We start from the raw sequence: 18,742 nt of genomic DNA on the forward strand, positions 1-18,742 counted from the left end.
AGGCGATCGCGTACCAGATAATATGGCTGATTATGGCACGTATGGTGGGATCTCCTCACCAGTCCAAAGAGCGATCGATCTACCCCTGTATTAGTTAACCTGTTAGAAACACTACTCATAATGCGTCCACATCCGCAAAATTTTTACCGTATTCTCGGACTCAATCACCTCGTACACCAGACGATGCTGAATGTTGATTCGCCGTGAATATGCACCTTCCAAATCTCCCACCAATTTCTCATAGGGTGGCGGATTCTGAAACGGATTGGTTTGAATGATGTCGAGTAACTCTTGCGCTTTGTCTCGTAAATTGCTAGAAGCGAGCTTTTTGGCATCTTTCTGTGCCTGTTTGGTATATACCAGATTCCAATTCACCACTCCAACTCCCTAGCGCAATCCTCGATCGGCGTTGCCATTCCTTCCCGAATCGATTCCCGCATCCCTGGCACTGATAGAAGATACAGTGTCTCCTGCACAGATGCCCAGTCAGATTCAGATAATAACACTGCATTGCTAGTCTGTCCTGCAATCACAATAGGTTGGTGCGACTGACTCACCGAATCGATCAACTGCTGCAACTGCTTTTGGGCTTCATTGATTGGGATCATAATCTTCCACTTTTCTAAATACGCTTTTCTCGATGATGTTGGGTGGCTGTAGACACTCCCTTAATTATGAGCGATCGTTCCCCTTACTGACTTCTATCTCCATTTTATTTTAAGGGAGTGTCAAGACTTCTATTTGTTTCTGTGTGTCGGGGTGCACCTGAATATTCAATTGATCAATTTGTTCTTGCAGATAACCATCTGAAATGATTGCATCGTCCCATTCTTGCGAATAGTAAATCAAGCTCTCACCCCAAAAATCCTGAACTATATAATCTAAAACTTCCAAAGCAAATTTTAATGTCTCTGTGGAAGCTTCGCAATCAGGAGCGGCAGAACAATGGACAATGATGTTTCGCAGAGCGCCAAATTTTTGATATCTATCTAATTCCTTGATTCTATAACCCGTTGCCGCCCAAAGAACTTCAGGTAACTCTGAATATATTAAAGTTCGACCGTACTTAAAGAGTTCCTTGATACTCAATACATCCTTAGTAGTATTTGATTTAGGGTAGGACTTGAAGATTAAAAGCGGATGCTCTTCAGCAATGCGTGCCTTGATAAGTATTTCTGCTCCATGTGCTGCATGAACTACCGACAACATATGAGCAAAAGGCCTCGTCATCTCGCTAAACGTTGCATCATAAATAGCTCTCCCAAGAATATGAAGCCCAAATTCTTTCATGTGCTGTGATACTTGTTTTGTCTCAGGATTCATCTAATCTACTCCGTAACGCTAGTTAACTCACGATCGCTGATTGACATCTTGAGCCACCATCATTGCATTGATATGGGTAAAGATGCGATCTAATTCCCCAATGGCGTCGAGTTCCGCTACCTCTTCTGCCATTAGTTGATCTGCCTTTTTCTTCTCTAACAATTGTTCCATACGCTGTTGCAGCGATTCACTAAATTTGAACAACTTCCACCGATCGACTTTTTCAATGCAAATCTCATGGATTAACGAGGAGGGTTTGTTGAGAATTGAAACCATTGTAGGCTCCGAGCTTCGGGGTTTAGGTAGTGACTAGATTATAGCTTTTATTCAATCTGGCAGATTTAATGCTCCAACCGAGGACCTTCAAATTACCGCCGCAACCAGTGACTTAAACAGCCAAACGGCGTTACAGTTCAAGTCGGATGATATTCATCCCTGCTTATTTGCCATCGCCATATCTTGCCTTCTTCAGGATCGTCCACCTCTGCAATGAACTTCATTCCAACTTTTTGCAACACCCTATTCGAGACATTTTTTTCAGCTAAAGTGTGGGCGATGACTGCTTTCACCTCCTCGTGAGCAAAAGCATAATCGATCATTTCTTGTGCCACCTCAGTTGCAAATCCACGATTCCAATATTCGGAAGCAATTTCATAACCTATCTCTATAGTTCCCGACTCATCAGGTGAGCCTTTGAAACCTCCATTGCCGACAAGCACTTCATTTTTTGGATGAATAAAGAAGTAGTTGCGCCAGTCAGTTGGAGGCGGATTGGATTCGCAAGATTCGTCAGCAGGGAGGGAAAATGCTTCCGGGAAATGAGGCCAGCTATTAGGTACTATGACATTTAAAATTGCTGCAAGCTCGCTTTTATTGCGTAAGAAAGCTTCTATGTGAATCCTTTCGACGGCAAGTAGTTGAAGATTCTTAGTTTTCATCATTTTTCGAGCTTGTTTAACCAAGTATGAAATCACACTGTAGGCACTATCGAAACGCTGTTCTCGGAACCCTGGCGAGTTGGTAAGCCCCCCGACTGTCCAACAATTGATATTGATTTGGCTGCACTCCTAATTCCACAAATTTCTCTGGATATCCCAGCAACAAAATAGAGGGAGAAGTTGGGTTTTTAGATTCCTTAATGTAGTCGATCGCCCTTCTGACAGCTCGGTAGTAAGTCACCGGCTCTTGGGTATAAAAAACCAGACTGGGTTTCCAGAAACCAACCATAATAAACTCTTCCCCCGGCAGTTTTTGTTGAACCGCAACCTGCGCTAACTGTCTCAGAGGTAACTGGCGGTTGATATCGACCAATTTGTAGGCGGGAGTAAGACCAAAGATGATAAATGCTACTAACCCGATGAAGTTAGCAACCAAAATCCAGCGCTGTTGCCGCTGCCAAAGTAAAAGTCCGATCGCCACCGCTGTAATTATCCAAATCGTACCGCCTACAATCAGCAATCCCGACTGCTGAATTGCTTGGGGAAAATTGGGCATAGCCGGGTCGTCTCCGAGCCAGTTGTAGCAGTAGAAAGTTGCTCCGGCTATAATCAGTAAAAATATGACATTGAAAATGTATGTAACTAACAGCCCTCGCGGTAAAGAATTAGGTTTTTTTTCTAACTTTGCCCGCCTATTTTCTGGTTCGTTGCCTGCAATAATATCGCTCCACAGCAGCGTTACCAAAATCGCAGCGGCGGGGATTAAAGGCAATACATAACTGGGCAATTTTGTCACGGCGATCGTGAAAAAGCCAAAGATGCACCCGAACCAAAAGATGGCAAATAAACTCAACTGAGCCGATCGCGGTTGACGACGCCAGTAACTGCGCTGCCAAAAACGGGTACGGGCGATCGCCACCGGCAAATAAATCGACCAAGGTGCAAAACCAACTAGCACTACAAAAAAGTAAAAATACCAAGGCGCCGAGTGCTTGTTGACTACTCCAGTAAAACGCTGGAAATTGTGATAGCCAAAAAAGCTGTCAATATAAGTTTGACCGTTGGCTAAAATAACCAAAATGTACCAAGGCAAGGCGATCGCCAGAATAATCAAGATTCCCGACACCGGACGCATTTCGCGCCAAAGTTGCCGAAAATTTCCCAAATAAAGCCCGAAGCAGCCAACAACCAGCGCTGGCAAGACAATTCCCACAGGCCCCTTAGCCAGAATTGCTAAGGCAATTAGTACGTAAAAAGTCAGATACCACTTATTAGGAAATCGGGAAGCGGAAACAGTGGAAAATTCTGCTTGTTCTCTCTGTTCTTCTAGAGTGTAACCGAGAAAAAATGCGAATAGTGCCGAACACATACAACTAACTAATAGCATATCTGAAACGCCAGTCCGTCCCCACGCAATAGTTTGGGGATTTAAAGCTATTAGGGCAGCACCAATCCAAGGAGTAGAAAGAAAAATAGGAATACTAGGAGAGGGGGAGAGTGGGGGAGTGGGAGAGTGGGAGAACGAGGGAGAAAAGACAGTTACATTCATCCGTGTATCCGTGTCCGAATCCGTGTCGTGCCCTTCTTCCTTATTCCTGACATCCGTTAAATCCGTTACAGAATCCGTTGCCGAACTTCCTTCTTCCTTCGATTTCGAGAGGGTATAAAATCCGAGGCAAGTCAGACCGATCGCACACAAAGCCGACGGAAGACGCACGGCCCATTCGTTAACGCCCAGAGTGCGGTAAGCCACAGCCATCAGCCAGTAAATCAACGGCGGCTTGTCAAACCTCGTTTCGCCGTTGAAATAAGGAGTGATCCAATCCCCTGTCACCGTCATTTGACGGGCGGCTTCGGCAAACAACGGTTCGGTTTCGTCAACTAAACCGATGTTGCCGAGATTCCACAAGAAACCTACCCAGGCGATCGCGCACAGCCATAAAATCGATAGCAGCAAAGGTGCGATCCTCTTCGTTGGCGTAGCCCCCGTAGGGGCGGGCTTTCCTTCGGATCGCTTCGCTAACGCTAACGGGCGCTTCCTAAACTCTGACAAACTTTTAATAACTTCCTTCACGCAAACTTCCTGCGATTTTAGATTTAAAATTTTAGCTCGCATAGAGAGTCTACCGAAAGATTCGCATTCTCGAAACTCCCAAGTCGATCGCATCTGGTTAAACAGAGATGTTACACCATTCTCAACAAGGCTTTTATGAACAGGCTTTTCGGCCTGTTCCACAATAAAATTCACTCTTTGTGGAACAGGCCGAAAAGCCTGTTAAGCGAGAATGGTGCAAGATATCAGTTCAACTGAGATGTTGCACCATTCTCCCCAAGTATTTCATGGGCGGGCTCTCCTGCCCAACCCCTACTCCCCACAATAAAATTCACTCTTTGTCGAACAGGCCGAAAAGCCTGTTAAGCGAGAATGGTGCGGCGATGTGAGTTTAACCTCACATCGCCGCACCATTCTCAACAAGACCGGATCAATCGGCTTTCTCGACCAAAATCTCGGCACCTGCAGCTAAGTGTTCACGGCTGCAAAATTAATTGCCATTCTCCGGCTGTGCTGTTCCAAGCGGGCGAGGGTGTCTCCCCGGCGACGTAAGGCCCCCAGTAGTGGCGAGAACCATCCTGAGCAAAAACCACTAAAATGTCTCCCCGTTTGACTTGTAACTTGCCCTCCGGCAGCGATAGCATCAGTCCCTTGTCGCCACCTTCTCCGGGGGCAAAATCCCAGTGCGCGGGTTTGCCGTAGGATTTCTCGGCTTGCCGTTTCGACAGGAGGGCCACTCGCACTGGGTGTTCGCTGCGGTTGCTGACGCGCAGACTGCCGGCGGCTTTAGCATCTACAGGGATTGAGGAAAGCAATTCCTCCTCTGCATCTGGGGGGGTTGGTGTGGAGTCGGGTTTGGGCTCGCTGGCGGTTTCTGTAGAAGCTGTCGCGACTGGGGAAACGGGGGGTATGGGGGGGAGTGCGGTGGCTTGTGAGGGCCAATCGCTCGACTGATTTGAACCGTTGGAGATAGTGATTTCAAAACGTCCTAGAAACATTCCTGTAATTAGGACGATCGACACTCCAATTACAATCTGGTAAATTTTAAGATTCATAAATTTTAGGCTTAAAGGATAGACTGCACCGGCAATGAGTCTTAACTATTTTTAATGTAAAACCAGGGGCTGCTGTGCCACAAGATACAGTTACACTTAAATTTATTGACCGTTCTCGGCGATAAGTCGCCGATCGCTCAATACCATCTTAGATGTTAAATTTTATATTTTAGATGGCGACATACTGACCCCGGTAAGGATTTGGAGTTGGTCGGGAGGGGCCTTTGTTTACTCATCGGTATAGCTTTTCATACCAGTTGAAAAAAAGAGTGCCACTATAGGCGCGTACTCCAAACCCCAATAGTAATCAGTAATTCCCCATCTCAAATCTCAAATCTCGAATCTCAAATTGTATAACTTTTATGCAGAATACCCGAATTAACAGATTAATTGATGTTCTGGGCGATCGCTTCCGAGGCTGGCTGAGCAATCCTTGGCGGCGGATTTCCCTCCTGATAATTAGCCTGCTGTTCGGCACTTTTTTGGGGACAGCTATTTCGACGATCGCCGGACAATCTGCGGATTGGGATATTATCGCGGCCGGGCTGTTGGTGTTGTTGACGGAGTTCGTTAGCTGGCTCGTTTACGGCGGCCCGCGGCCTGTAGCCCGTTCTTTTTGGGTGGAGATGCTCAATGCTCTGAAAATTGGCGTGACTTACAATTTATTTGTGGAGGCTTTCAAACTAGGCTCTTAAAAACTTTTTGAATCGGCGCAGGTTTAGGATGAAATATTTGTCAGTTGTCGATAGTATTTGTACAAAACCCGCCCCCGCATAGAGAGTTTGTAGGATATGGATCGATCGACTGTAACCCCTGTTGAAATTTTACATCGGTGGCAAGCCGGCGATCGCCCAAAAGCTCCCGACTTCTATCACCTGGCTTTGTGGGAACTGGCGGATGATTTGCGATCCTCTTCGAGGGCTTCGCTAACGCGCGCTTTTGGCATTACTTCCGACAATGTAGCCGATGTTGTCCGCTGCAAAACCGATTTATTCTTTTCTATTCTTGACGAACTGCATACTTTCCCCCTAAAGTCAACTATTTTCCTCGAAACTTTGTGGAATCTTTGGCTGCCGCTGGCAATGCAATTATCGACTGCCCAACAAAGTTTAAAGCGTCCTTTAATTCAAGGAATTTTAGGAGGGCAAGGAACGGGAAAAACTACTTTATGCCAAGTTTTGAGGCTGATTCTGGGAAAATTGGGATATTCTACTGTCAGCCTTTCTTTAGACGATATTTATAAGACTTATGCCGATCGCCAACAACTCCAAAAAGCTGACCCGCGTTTAATTTGGCGCGGCCCCCCCGGCACTCATGATATTGACTTGGGAATCGCAGTTTTAGACAAGTTGCGCGGTTCTCAAACTCGCAATTTAGCAGCAGTTGACAATCCCAAATCTGATGCCCTAAAACCGGATATAATTAAAAATATAGTAGAAATTCCCCGGTTTGACAAATCTGCCTACGGAGGTGCGGGAGATAGAAGTCAACCCGAAATTATTTCCGGTGCGGATATTGTACTTTTTGAAGGTTGGTTTGTCGGTGTGAATCCGGTAGTTGATGCCAAATTAAGCGAGTTTTTGGCGGGGACACCGTTTCCGATTTCCACAGAGGGCGACTGTCAGTTTGCGCGCGATATGAATGCGAAGCTGCACGACTATCTGCCGCTGTGGAACCGATTAGATCGGTTGATGGTTTTGTATCCCCAAGATTATCGCATTTCTCAAGTCTGGCGCAATCAGGCGGAACAGGAAATGATGGCGGCGGGGAAGTCGGGAATGTCAGAAGCCGAAATTAATCGCTTTGTCGAATATTTCTGGAAAGCGCTGCATCCCGATTTATTTATTAAGTCGATGGTGGAGGGCGATCGAGTGGATTTGGTAATTGAAGTTTTGAGCGATCGCACTGTTGGCAAAATCAGTCGGGCGATCGACTTAAAATTAAGCGATTAGGGACACTAAAAATTAAAGATTTAAGGACACAACATTGTTGTGTCCCTACTGTATTGCAGCTTATCGTGCACTCACTTGACAATTCAGGGCTTATGCAAAAAGTGGTTTGACGCGCGAATTATAGGGGTAAGGCGCGGCTTAAGCACCCTACAATACAGAGCTTTTGCATCGAGGATGGAGAATTTCTAAATTAACTGCCGGGAGTACCAAGATCGATCGCTTTCTGCATCAAATCGTCGGTAACTTCGCCCGGTGTACCAGCAGGCGTAATTTCCTGAGCCATCGAACGAAAATCAGCGGGATTGCCGCTTGTATCTGCCGGCATTGGGATATCTTTAGGAGCGGGAATAGCAAATTTAGGTGCAGTTGCAGCGGCGGCAGCTTGGGCGCCGGCACTCGTGCGATCGATGTCACTAACGCTGAATTCTTTTGAAGCTTCGTAGTCTGCTGATACATCAACGGTCGGCAACTTTTGTTCTCCAGCTTCCGCGCTTTCAGTGATCTGCTGAGCGTCAAAGCTCTCAATGTTATTTGGTTCTGTATTGATTTGAGACATAGCCGACTCCTTGCTAGTTTTATTTAACAATTCACTGTATCAATTCTTACTTTAATTCCATGCTTTTTCATCTACCCGCAGATGTATCGTTGGCTTCTATCTTAAGGATGATTTATTCTAGGGTGGCGGCTCAACATTACACAAGTTTCCGAAAATAATGCAGCTTTAGGCAAGCTCAAAACCCATACATACTGAGCCATTCCCCGTTGTTTAATCTCAAATCTCTAATCTCAAATCTCAAATCGTATTACCTCTAGGGGATGGTGACTTGTACTTACAAATCTTGATATTTGTATATTCTGGAAGCATTTTTAAGGAATTTTGTTTATGAACTCACCCGCCGCCACCAATCCTCACTCTCTCTCCAACGACACTCAAAACATCGTTCAGACAATCAACGGGTTGGGTACAGATGAAAAACTGGCGCTGCTCTACTTTGTTTATGAAAAAATGGGAGATTCAGTTACACCAGCCGCTCCCGCCGCTGCTGACCCACAATTAGCTCCCATGCTGCTCGATGATTTTTACAAGCTTTCCCACGATCAACAACTGAATATAATGCGAGGTATTGTTAACCGCGACGACACGCCGTATTCTCACGCTTACGGAGCTTTAACTGCTAACAATCAGTTGGTGGTTTGGTATGCTTGGGCTATTGGTATGGGGGAAACAATTGTCGATATCCCCGAAGGATATGAGGCAACTGAGGCTGTCAATGGCGTGTTGGGTCAATTTGAAGGTCTTGAGTTTGAACAACAAATTTCGGTGCTGCGCGACGTAGCTAATAATATGGGCTACACCGATGTTAAACCAATTGCTACTCAGGCGGAAGTAGGGAAAACTGCTAGTCTTTAAGACATAAAAGTCTGCTGTTGCAACCTATCCTACACAAACTCTCCTCCTAGCAGAGAGGGACTCAAGAATAAAGGAATTACCCAAAACCTCTATATGTAGGGTGCGCCTCGGCGCACCCTACCGCTATAATTAGTAGGTAAAACTTTTTTTGCTCTTAGTCCTATTTATTCTTTCGTGTCTTATATCATTTCCGGTTACACTCCTTATGATGTTGACTGTTGACGGTTGACTGTTCACTGTCAACCGTCAACAGTTAACTCGAATTTACTATTCCGATGCTAACGGATTTGATATTAGAGAGGGACGAAAGTGTATGAGCAGTAAAAATCGGCAATTTTGATAAATAGAAAAAGGTTTCCAGTCAGCAAATGAGTTTTTTCGGGTAAACTTTTCGCGGGAATTCCATCCGAAATGTCGAACCTTTTTTGGGCTGACTTTCGACCGTAATTGTGCCGCCGATCATCTTGACTAAAGAAGCACAAATAGCTAGTCCTAAACCGGTGCCTGGATATTTGCGAGTTGTGGTTTGGTCGCCTTGGTGGAACTTGTCGAAAATGTGGGGAAGATCGGTTTCACAGATGCCGATTCCTGTATCCCGAACGGTGATAATTAGCCGATCGCGATTTAATTCCCGCACCTCAATATAGATGCTGCCCTCATGTGTGAATTTAACCGCGTTGGAAACGAGATTGACCAAAATTTGCCGCAGGCGCAACTTGTCATTAACTATAAACTGATGCTGCAAGCACACGCTGACGGACAATGCCACATTCTTATCGGTGGCTTGATTTCCGAATGCCAGGGCGACATCCATTACTAAATGCGCTAAATCAAATTTTTCAATTTTTAATTCTGTGCGGCCACTCTCGATTTTGGAGAGGTCGAGGATATCGTTAATCAGCAGTAGTAGATTTTTGCCGTTATGTAAAATGCGCCCCACCATTTCGGTTTGCTGGGCGGTCAGCAGTTGTTTGTGCTGGCGCAGCAGCAATTGGGAAAAGCCGATAATCGAATTCATCGGAGTTCGCAATTCGTGGGACATGATGCCCAAAAATTGCGATTTTAACTTGGCAGCTTCTAGCAGTTGCAATTTTTGCTGTTGAATGCGTCGCACCTGATTTTCCAGTTCTTCCTGCTGACGAATTAGTAGCTCGTTTTGCAAGTCTAAAAGCTGTTCCTGCTTTTTTAATTTTTCGATCGCCAGTGCGTTGTTAATTGCCATCGCCGCTTGTTTTCCCATCACCGCCAGCAGTTGCTGAGTATGCCCGTCAATCGCCATGCTGTCTTTCCCGTTGCCGATGGCGAGCACACCCAAACGCCCGCTTGGCCCTGAATCGATCGCCGCTGCACAAGCCGCCGCCGGCAGCAAGCCTTTGCGGCACTCCGACCGCCACAGTACAGACTCTCCCGTCGCAAATGCTTTCCACAGCAGCTTGTTTTGCACGTGCGGGGTTTTGCCCCCACCAAAGTTTTCCGTGCCCCCGACAGCGCTGAGTTTGAGACCGCTGCAATCGGACTCCAGAAGAGCAACTAGGCAAAATTCCGCTCCTGCGATCGCCTCCACAGTCGCGTCCGCGATGGCTTGCAACAATTCATTCCAATTACCCGCGCGCTGGCTCAATATATTTGTAAACTGCTCTATCACCTGTAACTCCCCCCCAGCCTTTATTACCGTCCGGGCTTGGCACCATTTTTCATCTTTGAAGTTAGCTTCCGAGCGCGCTTGATGGCGCCAAAACTCTGGTTCTGCTTGGGGCTCGGGTTGAGTTTGTTCGATCGGCTCCATATCTGTGTAGGTTCCCACCCACTCCAAAACTTCCTGACTGTCCGGGTTAGCAGGCCCTCCTTTTGCCACGTTCCAGCGGTAAGTGCCCTCTCGCGTCTGCAGACGAAATATAATTTCGTAGCTTGGCGGCGGGAACTTAGAACTGTGCGATCTTGCCAATAGACGAGGGCGGTCTTCTGGGTGGACGCGCGCCAGATACCCGAAACCCAAAGCTTCTGCTGCTGGTACCCCGGTGTACTCCTCCCAGCGCTGACTGAAATAAGTCGCCCAGCCGTCGGCATTTGTTTTCCAAACAATGTGAGGAATTGCCGACCACAGGCGATCGTCCTGAGTTTCGCAGTCGCCAACTTGGGGTTGGGGCGATGTTATTTCAGATACTTTGTGTAAGATTTCCGAGTCGGAAAACTCCGAGGGAAAAGACTTATTGCCGTGATACTGAGTCATAACAGGTTATATAAATAAGCGTTGGACTAGATCCCTAACACCGATTAAAGACTCGTGCTGCTAGCTTTATTGATTTTGAGGGCCCAAGTGCATCAAAATTTTTTATACTTTAAATTTATCGGGGTAGTGGTATCCTTACCTCTATCAACGGGCGGACAATGAGATAATTCAGTTAAACTATTGAAACATTGAGAGCTTACCTGTCCCGAGGAAGGCTCGTGCAGGCATCGCGGCAAAATAACTTAAAAATTAACTTGCATTCTTGGCGGCTGCATGAGTATGCTTTAAAATGATGTGCGACCTGTAAAACCCTAAATCAGGACACATTCTCAAATTTACTCAGTTTAGCTGAGTCAGTTGACGATATTTTAAAAATTTAGCGGGCTATTGGAAGAAAGATGAGTAAAATTCGCGTTGCTTTGGTAGAAGACCATGACCTGACAAGAGTCGGCATCCGCACTGCTTTACAACAGCGTGACACGATAGAAGTTGTCGGCGATGCAGCTAACGCTACAGAGGGATTGAAACTGCTTCAGTCTTCAAAACCTGACGTGGCAATTGTAGATATTGGCTTGCCGGATTTTGATGGCATTGAACTTACACAAAAGTTCAAGAAATCGGTAGCGGAGTCCGATCCCGATACCAAAATTTTGATTCTGACTTTTCAGGACAATGAAGAAGAAGTTCTGGCAGCTTTTGCCGCCGGAGCTGACTCTTACTGCATGAAAGATATTAGCTTCGATCAGTTATTAGATGTAGTAAAAGTAACTCACGAAGGTAACTCTTGGATCGATCCCGCGATCGCCCGTATCGTCCTGAAACAAGCTCGCACTCAGGAACCCGCGCCGGAAGAACCGAAGACTGAGGGCAAAAGAGTCACAATTAAGGCAGCCGAACCCGAGTTTAGTCACATCATTGAGACTTACCCTTTAACCGAGCGGGAATTAGAGGTTTTGGAACTGATCGTACAGGGTTACAGCAATGCTGCAATCGCCGAAAAGCTTTACATTACTGTCGGTACAGTCAAGACTCACGTCCGCAATATTTTGAACAAGTTGTGCGCTGATGACCGCACTCAGGCAGCCGTTCTCGCCCTGCGTTCTGGCTTGGTTGGATGAAGCGTTATCATCAGGCAAAATCAAGTTAAAAGTAGGGTGCGCTGGGCGCACCTTACCGTCACTGATTAAGGGTGTGCAGTGCACACCGACTAACTAATTGTTACCAAAAAATTAGGGTAGGCAGTGTGCACCAGCCCACGAATTGTTTATTGTTAAAAAAAGTTAAAATTAAAAGCCGGATCTATCCCAGTACAGATATTTTTTTAAATCATTTAACCAGTAAATCTACCTTAAGATAGATGTTAAAAAACTCTCCTGTTACTAATACTTATTGTTGAGCGATCCCCAGTTAGATAAATTTCGATCGCACTGCCGATATTGCGCGATTTCACTTCATAAAAGGCAGAGACAGAGGCCAGATTACGATACTTTTAGGAAGAGTTAAGCCTTAAAGAAATTATATCCGTAGAGTGATGCTGAGTTCGCTTAAATTTGCGAAATTAAAAGTATCAACTGCTACTGAAATATTTTAGAAAGAGGTATTATGGCCGCCCCAATTGAATTCAAGTTATTTGCTCCCTACAACAAAGGAGCTGCCTTGATTGGATCTTTTTCTAATTGGGAAGATATTCCGATGGAAAAGGACGAAGAAGGTTATTTCCGCACGCGAGTTGAGTTGGAGGATGGCGTTTATCAATACAAATTCCGCGTTCAGTCGAAAAGCTGGTTTCTGGAAGCAGATCAGTGGGTAGATGTGGTAGATCCCTACGCCACTGATATCGACGATCCTACTCAAAACGGCATTGTTCGGATCAAAGATGGCGATCGCATTATCGATACCTATGTTTGGAAACACGACGATAAACCGCTACCGGCCGATCGCGAATTAGTGATTTACGAAATGCACATTGCCGACTTTTCCGGTGGCGAAGATGATCCCTTCGCCCGCGGCCAGTACAAGCACGTCGTCGAAAAACTCGATTACCTAGTCGAACTCGGCATCAATGCGATCGAACTCATGCCCCTCAAAGAATACCCAGGCGACTACAGTTGGGGCTACAACCCCCGCTACTTCTTCGCTGCCGAGTCCAGCTACGGAACCACAGAAGAACTCAAAAACCTGATAGACGAGTGTCACGGGCGCGGGATTCGCGTCATCATGGACGGGATTTACAACCACTCGGAAGCGTCGAGCCCCCTCACTCAAATCGATCACGATTATTGGTATCACCACGAACCCCGCGATCCAGATAACAATTGGGGCCCGGAATTTAACTACGAATTCTATGACGAAAACCTAGGAACTTTCCCGGCGCGCAGATTTGCTGGCGATACAGTCCGCTTCTGGATTCAAGAATATCATCTCGACGGCATTCGTTTCGACGCGGCGCGACAAATTGCTAACTACGATTTCATGCACTGGGTAGTTCAAGAAGCCAAAAATGCCGCCGGCCCCAAACCTTTTTATACCGTTGCCGAATACATTCCCGACGAGCCCAGCATCACTAATCTAGACGGGCCGATGGACGGCTGCTGGCACGACAGTTTCTATCACTCCATAATTCCACAACTCTGCGGGGACAATTTTGATTTAGAACGCCTCAAAGAGGTAATCGACTGCAAGCGGCAAGGTTACTTGGGTGCGACGAATGTAGTCAATTATTTGAGCAATCACGATCACGATCGCATTTTTGCCGAATTGGGCTCGCGCGGAATTTTGGATGAAGCCGCCTTCAAGCGGGCAAAGTTGGGAACCGTGCTGTTAATGACAGCAGTTGGCGTGCCCCTAATTTGGATGGGCGAAGAATTTGGCGAATACAAAGCCAAAACCATTGAGCAATCTAAAATTGACTGGACGCTGCTAGGAAATGACCTGAATAAAGGTTTGTGGGAATACTACAAAGGCTTGATTCACCTGCGTAAAAATAACCAAGCACTTTACACAGAAAACATCGAGTTTTTCCACGAAGACCCTGACTCGAAAGTTTTTGCTTACACTCGCTGGAACGATGAAGGTTCGAGAGTTGTAGTAGTGGCGAATATGTCGGAAAATTATCTGGCAGGTTACAGCGTTCCCCACTTCCCGGCCAACGGAACTTGGCACGAATGGACGGGGAATTATGATATTGAATCTGGCGATGACAATATTATGATTGACTTGCCGGAATACGAAGCGAAAGTGTTTGTTTGGCAGTAATATCATTTCCGGTTACACCGGAATGATGTTGACTGTTGACTGTTGACTGTTGACTGTTCACTGTGAGTCAACAATCAACAGTCAACAATCACGGACGGTGCAACCAGAATCGATATTATTTCCCAGATTGATTTTCTAGGCACAATTGGGTTATAGCCGCCGCCGGTATTGGTTTGCTAAAGAAGTAACCCTGACCCATATCGCACTGATGCGAGTGCAAAAACGCCAACTGTTCTGCTGTTTCCACTCCCTCAGCAATCACCTGTAAATTCAGGCCCTGTCCCAAGGCGATCGCCAGTTTCACAATAGTAGCACCGTTGCTGCCCGTCACCAAATCTGCCACGAAGGATTTGTCTATTTTTAAATTATTGAGCGGAAAGTTTTTCAGAGACCACAGCGAAGAATAACCGGTGCCAAAATCGTCCAGAGAAATGTGAATTCCCATGTCCTGCAACTGCTGCAATACCGACACTGTAAAGCTCACATCTGTCATGGCAATGCTCTCGGTAATTTCTATTTCTAAATATTCGGGATTTAACTTGGTTTCTGATAAAATTTCAGCGATGATTTGTACCGTGTGAGGTTGCAGAAACTGGCGGGCTGATAAATTCACCGCTATCCGCATCGGCGGCAATCCCAGTAACTGCCACGCTCGATTTTGCAAGCAAGCAGTCCGCATCACCCATTCGTCAATTTGGCAGATTAATCCTGTTTCCTCAGCTAAGGGAATAAATCGATCGGGAGGAATCAAACCGCGTTCGGGATGCTCCCAGCGAATCAGAGCTTCCATGCCCACTATTTTGCCAGTCTTTAAATTTATTTGCGGTTGATAGTACAGGACAAACTCAGATTTTTTTAGAGCTTTGTAAAGATGATTTTCTAAGTTAAGATCCTCGGAGACTTTACTGCCGATCGCCTGCGTGTAAAACTGATAATTATTGCGACCTTTCTGTTTAGCTTTGTACATCGCAGCATCAGCATTTTTCAGCAAAGTTTCTGCATCTTCTCCGTCGTAAGGAGCCAAAGCAATTCCCAAGCTAGCCTTAATATAAAGTTCCAGACCCTCAAAATCAAAAGGACTGCTTAAACTCTGGATAATTAACTGGCAAATCTTAGTTGCTTCCTCCGGGGTGTTGATATTGTATAGCAGCACAGTAAATTCATCTCCGCCCCAACGAGCCATCGAATCCCCGACGCGCAAACAGTTAGTCAAACGCCGAGATACACTTTGCAGCAACAAATCGCCCACGGGATGACCGAGAGTATCGTTAACATTTTTAAATCTATCTAAATCTAGAAAGATTACTGCCAGCATTTCTCCATTTTGGTGAGCGCTAGCTAAAGCTAAAGACAGCCTTTCATTAAACAGTAATCTATTAGGTAAACCCGTTAATGGATCGTGAGAAGCTTGATGTCGGATCATCGCCTCGACGCGCCTCTGCATTGCAGCCATGTAAAGGTGAGTTCCTAAAGATTGTGCTAGCTTCTGTTCCTCGCTGGTCCACTTTTGAGCTTCGCCTGTTTTGATTTCTTTCCAAGCTGCAAAGGACTGTCGGGGACGATCGTTCCGGGCGTCCGAAATGCAACGGCCCGCCCACAAAATTTCTGTTTCTATAGGGCTGCGAAAAACTGTGAGACAGCCGATGCACTGTTGACGATATTGCAGCGGTACTGCCAAAAATGAACGAATGGAAGCTGCGACTAAATTGGCAGATACAGATTTAAGTTGAGGTTCTTTAGAAATATCGGAAATGGCGTACAAGTGCGGTACGAGAAAACTAGAAATATTGCTGTCAATTGAACTGTAATGCTGGGAATAGAGATTTTCAAAAATACCTAATTGGCTTTTATGATTAGCAGTTTGTGCTCGATCGTCTTGGTTTGCCCTCCACATAATCTGCTGCCAAAACGGGCTGAGTTCAAGGTCGATGTCCGTGGGCTGCTGGCCACAGGTATAAAGCAAAGCGGGCCGATCGCCAAACTCGGCTGCAAGGTAGAGTCGCCCTCCTGAACCACGCAAATGCTTGACAGTTTGTTCGAGAACTGCTTTCCGAATTTCGTTTAGTTCCAGAGGAGAATGCAGCAAACTGGTAATTTGGTTGATAACGGCTTCGTCGCGCGCTTGCTGTCTAGCTTGACTCAGCAGAAAAGATTGGGCGATCGCAATTGAAAGTTGATCCACAAGCAACTGCACCATTTTCAATTCTCGATCGCTAAACCGTTTCGGTTGGCTGTGATGAGACACCAACAGTCCCCAAAGGTGATTTTGATGCAAAATCGGCACCGTCAGAGAAGAACGTGCCCCCATAGCCTTCAGATATTCAGCGTGACAGGGGTCTACAGGACGATAGCTAATATCTTCAACTGCTAAAGTTTTGCCGGTTTCGGGACAATCTAACCGATTAATTGTTTGATGCTGCAATTCCACATCTACAATCACTCGCTGCCGCGCTTTGAGAAACATTTCCCGAGCACTCTGGGGAATGTCGCCTGCTGGAAAGCGCAAACCCAGCATCGAGGGCAACTTGTCGCCGTTGATGGACTCAGCAATTACCTCACCGCTACCGTCGGTCTCAAAGCGATAAACTTTTACTCGATCGCTCTCTAAAAAGCTGCGGATTTCTCGGGCAGTTGTCGTCAAAATCTCTTGGAGTTCTAAAGAGTTGCGGATGCGATTGGTAATTCGATTGAGTAAAATCTCTTGTTCTAAAGTCGATCGTGACATTTGTGTAACTTTGGTGCGGGTCATGCCTTTTGATCTCCCGGGCTGTTGACAGCATTTTTGCGAGCCACAGTCTTAACTTGCCCTGTATTATACATTACAATACTTTCGTTCCGTCTAGGGGCTTGACCCAACCCAAGAGCGCGAAACTCTGTTTCTGGGGATATTTCCACTTTTTAGACAAATTTCAGTGATAAACCGGGTTTTTCACAGCACTTACAAGGCAAGGAAAGAGCAATCAGAAAATTAGTGAGGACGAAAGTCCGATCGAGTGCGATCGGACTTTCGTCCTCACTACAAAGCAATTGCAGAGCTACAAGATAAAAGGTATAGAGAAACCGGGTTGACCAACCAGTATTCTGCCCTCTGGAGGGAGAATACTGGTTGCTCAACCCGGCTGGTAAGTATTTATACCTTAAAAGGTCTTTTTAAGCCGACTCCCAAATTCCCCGAATTCTGTCCGGCAAAAAGCCAGCTATTTCCTGAATTCGCTCCTCGGACAGCTCATCCTTCGTTGCCGAAAATACAGCGGCGATCGCAGTTTCCGGTTTTACACCCGAAGGAAGTGCGCCTTCTAGTTCCACCCTGCGTGCAAACAAATTGCCATCGATCCCCGCAGGTGCAGGCGGGCCGGTCAAAGGCTGACGTATCCGGCTCAGCAATCCCACCAGCGGATTTGTATCTTTCCAGAGGTCTGCTATTTCTTGTTGCAGGGTTTTGTCATCCGTAGGCAAAACTTCTTTGTGCAATTCAGATTCCACGTGCTCGATGGCGTCTTTTGTCATCACGTCGCGCATGACCCGGTACACTACTTCGGTAATGTCGCGGGCATCAAAAATATCCTCCATGTTACCGTTTACCATCACTTTTTCCAAAAACGGCATATCCTTTGAAGCGATAGGAACTGCCGATCCTTCCTGGTGGAGCGAGGTCGGAGGATTCGTCTCCATTTTGTGTAACAGTTTGCGACCTTTTTCTGTTAAATCAGCTTGTTGAAATGCCACTAAAGGCGGCAATAACTCAGCTCCTCCATAAGGCTCGCCACTAAAGTCCGCTTTGATAAATTCCCTTTGGTTGAGGTAGTCCAAATGACCGAGCAATTCCGCTTCGGCCACCGGGTGACCGACATATTCTTCCGCTGCATTCCTAATTTCCGACTCTCCCCTGCCGTTGCCGCTGCCAATCTTTTTGAGCAAAATGTAAGTCAGGTCGTCTCTGATTGGAATTGTCATTAAAACCTCCTAGGTTAATATCCGGTAAAGCTCATGTAAAAACTGAATTTTTTTACTGGCTTAAATTGTGATGATTACTACTTAAAAACATTGAAGTCTAAAGTAGAGTAATCAAGTATCTCTCAGCAGGTGGAAGTTATTAAAATTAAGTATCGGTGAGAATCTTCCTTTAGGTAGATCCCTGTATGGGAAGCCATGTTTAATGTGGTTAATATCCTAAAAAGCTGTCGCCACTATTCAATGCTATTAAGCGAGGATGCTTTCTTGGTAAGATTTTTCGTATTTATTGCGTATTTTTACCAATGCTGAGGCACCAAGACGGCCTCAGTTGGTAATTGGCGCTCGGAGAGGTAGAATTAAGCAGATGCTATGGGGTTAATCAACTGCGGTATTTTTGCCCGCAGCTTGCAGCCATATTGTATCGGGTTAGACCAAAAAATGGTCATGGGAGAGCTACAAATACGAGCCAATCTGTTTCAAGTGCCGCAGCGCCACTTGAAGAATGCCTCGGGGACAATTTTTTTGATCGTTTCGATCGGCATTTATGAACTACCCTCATTGGAACAATAAA

At 46.0% G+C, this 18,742-nt stretch carries 17 protein-coding genes; 6 read left to right on the forward strand and 11 right to left on the reverse strand.

Translation table 11 applies throughout. The features are described from left to right. Positions 1 to 111 precede the first annotated feature (111 nt). From QUB10_RS14485 to QUB10_RS14515, 7 genes are all read right to left on the reverse strand, one after another. Complete coding sequence (locus QUB10_RS14485; RefSeq protein WP_006632711.1) at positions 112 to 375, reverse strand: Txe/YoeB family addiction module toxin; 264 nt, start codon at positions 373 to 375, stop codon at positions 112 to 114. After that, a complete protein-coding gene (locus QUB10_RS14490; RefSeq protein ID WP_333203113.1) occupies positions 372 to 608 on the reverse strand; it encodes a type II toxin-antitoxin system Phd/YefM family antitoxin in 237 nt (78 codons plus the stop codon). Before QUB10_RS14490 ends, QUB10_RS14485 begins: the two co-directional genes overlap by 4 nt. Before the next feature lie 109 nt (positions 609 to 717). Next, on the reverse strand, positions 718 to 1,323 hold the full coding sequence (locus QUB10_RS14495) for a hypothetical protein (protein WP_333203115.1): 606 nt from the start codon (positions 1,321 to 1,323) through the stop codon (positions 718 to 720). A gap of 27 nt (positions 1,324 to 1,350) precedes the next feature. Then, positions 1,351 to 1,599: a hypothetical protein gene (locus QUB10_RS14500; protein WP_333203116.1), complete on the reverse strand. Its 249-nt coding sequence runs from the start codon at positions 1,597 to 1,599 to the stop codon at positions 1,351 to 1,353. A 137-nt stretch (positions 1,600 to 1,736) separates the two neighbouring features. Next, on the reverse strand, positions 1,737 to 2,264 hold the full coding sequence (locus QUB10_RS14505; RefSeq protein WP_333203118.1) for a GNAT family N-acetyltransferase: 528 nt from the start codon (positions 2,262 to 2,264) through the stop codon (positions 1,737 to 1,739). A gap of 43 nt (positions 2,265 to 2,307) precedes the next feature. Beyond that, positions 2,308 to 4,335 carry a glycosyltransferase family 39 protein gene (locus tag QUB10_RS14510; protein WP_333203205.1) on the reverse strand — a complete coding sequence of 676 codons (2,028 nt, stop codon included), beginning with the start codon at positions 4,333 to 4,335 and terminating at the stop codon, positions 2,308 to 2,310. Positions 4,336 to 4,790: 455 nt separating this feature from the next. Beyond that, positions 4,791 to 5,369: a hypothetical protein gene (locus QUB10_RS14515; RefSeq protein ID WP_333203120.1), complete on the reverse strand. Its 579-nt coding sequence runs from the start codon at positions 5,367 to 5,369 to the stop codon at positions 4,791 to 4,793. Positions 5,370 to 5,731: 362 nt separating this feature from the next. Between QUB10_RS14515 and QUB10_RS14520 the strand changes: the two genes are divergently transcribed. Together QUB10_RS14520 and QUB10_RS14525 are read left to right on the forward strand one after the other, a co-directional pair. Next, entirely contained in the window at positions 5,732 to 6,064 is a 333-nt protein-coding gene (locus tag QUB10_RS14520) for a DUF565 domain-containing protein (protein WP_333203122.1), read from the forward strand. A gap of 96 nt (positions 6,065 to 6,160) precedes the next feature. Beyond that, positions 6,161 to 7,321, forward strand: coding sequence for a glycerate kinase (locus QUB10_RS14525; protein WP_333203124.1), 1,161 nt, complete (start codon positions 6,161 to 6,163; stop codon positions 7,319 to 7,321). A gap of 190 nt (positions 7,322 to 7,511) precedes the next feature. Here QUB10_RS14525 and QUB10_RS14530 read toward each other — a convergent pair whose 3' ends face one another. Next, the gene (locus QUB10_RS14530; protein ID WP_333203126.1) at positions 7,512 to 7,877 is read right to left on the reverse strand and encodes a hypothetical protein; all 366 of its coding nucleotides are present in this window, start codon (positions 7,875 to 7,877) and stop codon (positions 7,512 to 7,514) included. 327 nt (positions 7,878 to 8,204) lie between these two features. Here QUB10_RS14530 and QUB10_RS14535 point away from each other — a divergent pair, with 327 nt between their 5' ends. Continuing rightward, positions 8,205 to 8,732, forward strand: a complete 528-nt coding sequence (locus tag QUB10_RS14535; RefSeq protein WP_333203128.1) for an orange carotenoid protein N-terminal domain-containing protein — start codon at positions 8,205 to 8,207, stop codon at positions 8,730 to 8,732. Positions 8,733 to 9,093: 361 nt separating this feature from the next. Here the strand turns inward: QUB10_RS14535 and QUB10_RS14540 are convergent, their stop codons facing one another. Beyond that, positions 9,094 to 10,962 carry a PAS domain-containing sensor histidine kinase gene (locus QUB10_RS14540; RefSeq protein WP_333203129.1) on the reverse strand — a complete coding sequence of 623 codons (1,869 nt, stop codon included), beginning with the start codon at positions 10,960 to 10,962 and terminating at the stop codon, positions 9,094 to 9,096. A gap of 398 nt (positions 10,963 to 11,360) precedes the next feature. Here QUB10_RS14540 and QUB10_RS14545 point away from each other — a divergent pair, with 398 nt between their 5' ends. Together QUB10_RS14545 and QUB10_RS14550 are read left to right on the forward strand one after the other, a co-directional pair. Further along, complete coding sequence (locus tag QUB10_RS14545) at positions 11,361 to 12,080, forward strand: response regulator transcription factor (RefSeq protein WP_333153460.1); 720 nt, start codon at positions 11,361 to 11,363, stop codon at positions 12,078 to 12,080. Positions 12,081 to 12,564: 484 nt separating this feature from the next. Next, complete coding sequence (locus QUB10_RS14550; RefSeq protein WP_333153462.1) at positions 12,565 to 14,217, forward strand: alpha-amylase family glycosyl hydrolase; 1,653 nt, start codon at positions 12,565 to 12,567, stop codon at positions 14,215 to 14,217. A gap of 115 nt (positions 14,218 to 14,332) precedes the next feature. Here QUB10_RS14550 and QUB10_RS14555 read toward each other — a convergent pair whose 3' ends face one another. Both QUB10_RS14555 and QUB10_RS14560 read right to left on the reverse strand, forming a co-directional pair. Beyond that, positions 14,333 to 16,966, reverse strand: a complete 2,634-nt coding sequence (locus tag QUB10_RS14555; RefSeq protein WP_333203131.1) for an EAL domain-containing protein — start codon at positions 16,964 to 16,966, stop codon at positions 14,333 to 14,335. A 401-nt stretch (positions 16,967 to 17,367) separates the two neighbouring features. After that, entirely contained in the window at positions 17,368 to 18,171 is an 804-nt protein-coding gene (locus QUB10_RS14560; protein WP_333203133.1) for a DUF2267 domain-containing protein, read from the reverse strand. A gap of 369 nt (positions 18,172 to 18,540) precedes the next feature. Here QUB10_RS14560 and QUB10_RS14565 point away from each other — a divergent pair, with 369 nt between their 5' ends. Further along, positions 18,541 to 18,741: a hypothetical protein gene (locus QUB10_RS14565; protein WP_333203135.1), complete on the forward strand. Its 201-nt coding sequence runs from the start codon at positions 18,541 to 18,543 to the stop codon at positions 18,739 to 18,741. The last annotated feature ends 1 nt before the right edge of the window (position 18,742 follow it).

The organism is Microcoleus sp. B5-D4 (genome assembly GCF_036705145.1).
Lineage (GTDB): Bacteria > Cyanobacteriota > Cyanobacteriia > Cyanobacteriales > Microcoleaceae > Microcoleus.